The organism is Acinetobacter sp. GN11 (genome assembly GCF_054823985.1).
The window spans coordinates 1-3498 of record NZ_JRVL01000247.1 but is presented as its reverse complement, the minus strand read 5'-3'; the positions used below and the strand labels follow the sequence as shown (position 1 = coordinate 3498).

Here is a 3498-nt window from a genome sequence, read left to right as displayed (position 1 = left end):
GGCAAGGTATGTACCAGTAAAACATTAGGAATTTGTTCCAATATGGCGAGTCCAGCACAAATCATTCGACATAAATTTCTCAATACATTCTTTTCACGCCATTCTCTCTGGTTCTTATGTATTTTTACTGCACTCAGCATTACATGGTTTCGCACCGTATACACCCCTCATAGTATCTATTATTTTATTTCAGATACTCTGCTTAACGGTTTATGGGTGCTTACAGGTGCACTAAGCTTATTAGGCCTTTATGATGTTTTGCAGAATAAACATTCAATTCTAAGAAATTACCCAATTATGGGGCATTTCCGTTTTTTGTTTGAAGATATACGCCCAGAAATTCGCCAATACTTTATTGAAGCGGATCAAGATGCCCTACCTTTTTCGCGTATGCAAAGAAGTCTAGTTTATCAGCGTGCTAAAAATGAAAATGCAGATAAACCTTTTGGTTCAATTATTGACGTTTATCAAGAAAATTATCGATTTATTGTCCATTCAATAAGCCCTTGCCCACCAGCAGATCCAAAGAGCTTTCGTATTCAGGTTGGTAATGCACAATGCCTTCAGCCCTATAGTGCATCTATTATGAATATCTCTGCCATGAGCTTTGGTAGTTTAAGTGCCAATGCAATTCGTGCGTTAAATAAAGGTGCGCAGTTAGGTGGTTTCTATCATGATACAGGCGAAGGTAGTTTAAGCCCTTATCATCTGGAAAATGGCGGTGATATTGTTTGGCAAATTGCCAGCGGTTATTTTGGCTGCCGTACCTTAGATGGGAAATTTGACGAACAAAAGTTTGCCAAGCAATCTCAATTACCACAGATCAAGATGATTGAGCTGAAGCTTTCTCAAGGTGCAAAACCAGGTCATGGTGGTATTTTACCTAAACATAAAATTACCGCAGAAATTGCGCAAATCCGTGGTGTTTCTCGCGATCATGACTGTATTTCTCCAGCAAAGCATTCTAGTTTTTCTACTCCTATTGAAATGATGCATTTCTTACAGAAATTGCGCACATTATCTGGCGGTAAACCAGTTGGTTTTAAACTATGTATTGGTCAACCTTGGCAATTCATGAGTATCGTTAAAGCAATGCTAGAAACAAAAATTGTTCCTGACTTTATTGTGGTTGATGGGTCTGAAGGTGGTACAGGCGCAGCACCGATTGAGTTTAGCGACAATATTGGTACTCCATTACGTGAAGGCTTACGTTTTGTTCATAACACCCTTGTGGGTGCAGGACTAAGAGATCAAGTTAAGATTGGTGCAAGTGGTAAAATCATTAGTGCCTTCGATATTGCCAGTACTTTTGCGTTAGGTGCAGATTGGGTTAATTCAGCACGTGGTTTCATGTTTGCTGTTGGATGTATTCAGGCACAAAGCTGTCACACTAACCAGTGTCCTGTAGGTGTTGCAACCCAAGATAAAGAACGTCAAAAAGCAATTGATGTACCCACTAAATCAGAACGAGTATTTAATTTTCATAAAAATACATTGCATGCATTATCAGAAATGATTGCTGCGGCTGGTTTACGTCACCCTTCTGATATTAAAGCTCACCATTTGGCTCAGCGAGTAAACGACCGTGAAATTAAGAACTATGCTCAATTGCATTTTTTCTTAAAAGAAGGCGAACTTTTACAGTCTGAACTTAATAATGACGATGATAATTTTTATTATCGGATGTGGAATATGGCAGATGCTAATCACTTTTAATTTATATTAACTTGATATGTTGAGCATTACATTTAGAGTGTGATGCTCTTCCATATTTGAATTGAATATGTGATTTCCCCCTCAAATTTCATTCCCCTTTTAATTTGTCTTTAATAGACTTTTCACCTAATATAAAAGTATAAATAACGTACACAATTTAATTTTATTTAATAAAAATTTTTTAATGCTTATAACAAGAAGGTATTTCATTATGTTGAAAAAAACATTTATCTCTTCTTTTGTCGCACTAGCAGTAGGTTTAAGTAGCTATGCTGTTGCTTGTACACGTGCCGTATATTTAGGCAATAACCAACATATTATTACTGCTCGCTCAATGGACTGGAAAGTTGATACGGGTACAAATTTGTGGATTATGCCAAGCGGGGTTAGTCGTGACGGTAGTGCAGGCTCGAACTCAATAAAATGGACATCTAAATATGGAAGTGTGATTGCTACAGGTTATGAGGTTTCCACAACAGATGGCATGAATGAAGCTGGATTGGTTGCCAATATTTTATGGTTAGTAGAATCTCAATATCCGGATATAAAAAAATCTAATAAACCATTACTAAGCATTGCTGCTTGGGCACAATATGTACTCGATAATTTTGCAAATGTAGATGAGGCTGTCAAAGCCTTAGAAAAAGAGCCTTACACCATTGTTACCGACAATGTTCCAGGTGAATCAAGGCTTACCACCCTGCATTTATCTATTTCTGACAAAACAGGTGATAGTGCAATTATTGAATATATTGGTGGAAAGCAGATTATTCACCATAGTCGCAACTATCAAGTCATGACTAACTCGCCTACTTTCGATAAGCAACTTGCACTTTCCGAATATTGGAAACAAATTGGTGGAACGATCATGCTCCCCGGTACAAATCGAGCATCTGATCGCTTTGCACGTGCATCTTTTTACATTAATGCAATTCCTAAAAATGATGATAGTAAACAGGCTCAAGCCTCTGTATTTAGTGTCATTCGAAATGCATCTGTTCCCTATGGACTCAATACTCAAGAAGAACCGAATATCTCTTCAACTCGCTGGCGAACTGTAGCCGATCATAAACAGATGCTTTACTTTTTCGAGTCAGCACTGTCACCAAATGTATTTTGGGTTGATTTGAAAAAGATTAATTTTAAAGATGGTAAAACGCGTAGATTAGATTTAGGCCCTGATCAAAGCCATATATATGCAGGTGATGCCACTTCTTCTTTTAAAATTGCAAAACCATTTGTATTTTTAAGCCCATCTATGCGTTAATTTATGTCAAAATTTACTACACTTAACATAAATAATATTAAGCATACTCTCTTGGAATTTATATGATGAAGAAATCTCTACTCTTATTGGGTTCATGTCTACTTACAGCGGCTTGTAGCACTACACAGATTAGTACAACAGCTCCTAAAGAGGTAAAGACAGCGGGTCAGCTAAACTGCTCACCAACTGAACTATGCCCAAGCTTGCTAGTGAAATGGAACGAGAATCAAAAAGATCAGCTTCGTGTGGATGTTCATTTAAGTAGTAGTTATAACTTTTATGATATTAACGAGTTAACATTTGATATTGATGGAAAAAGATTTAACTATCAACCCGCTCAATCAACTGAAAAAACGAATGTGAGCCGATTAGTTCCTAAACATTCTACAACTTTCTTTATTATTCCAAGTAAATTCTTGCAAGAGTTTAAAAGTGCTCAAAATGTAAACGTTTTGATAAAAACGGATAAGGGAACAATCGAACGCAATATGTATAGTCCACAAAAGCAGTCTTCG

General features: G+C 37.0%; 3 protein-coding genes. All 3 read left to right on the top strand.

Annotation, left to right across the window (positions count from 1 at the left end; translation table 11 throughout):
* Positions 1 to 42: 42 nt before the first annotated feature.
* A complete protein-coding gene (locus tag NL42_RS17605; protein WP_461313742.1) occupies positions 43 to 1716 on the top strand; it encodes an FMN-binding glutamate synthase family protein in 1674 nt (557 codons plus the stop codon).
* Positions 1717 to 1927: 211 nt separating this feature from the next.
* A complete protein-coding gene (locus NL42_RS17600) occupies positions 1928 to 2983 on the top strand; it encodes a linear amide C-N hydrolase (RefSeq protein WP_461313741.1) in 1056 nt (351 codons plus the stop codon).
* 62 nt (positions 2984 to 3045) lie between these two features.
* Positions 3046 to 3498, top strand: a 453-nt coding sequence (locus NL42_RS17595) for a hypothetical protein (protein WP_461313740.1), incomplete at its 3' end; no start/stop codon positions are given.

Bases quoted from the DNA above. Each gene is read 5' to 3' on its own strand.
- NL42_RS17600 (WP_461313741.1), top strand. From the start codon at position 1,928: ATGTTGAAAAAAACATTTATCTCTTCTTTTGTCGCACTAGCAGTAGGT.
- NL42_RS17605 (WP_461313742.1), top strand. From the start codon at position 43: ATGGCGAGTCCAGCACAAATCATTCGACATAAATTTCTCAATACATTC.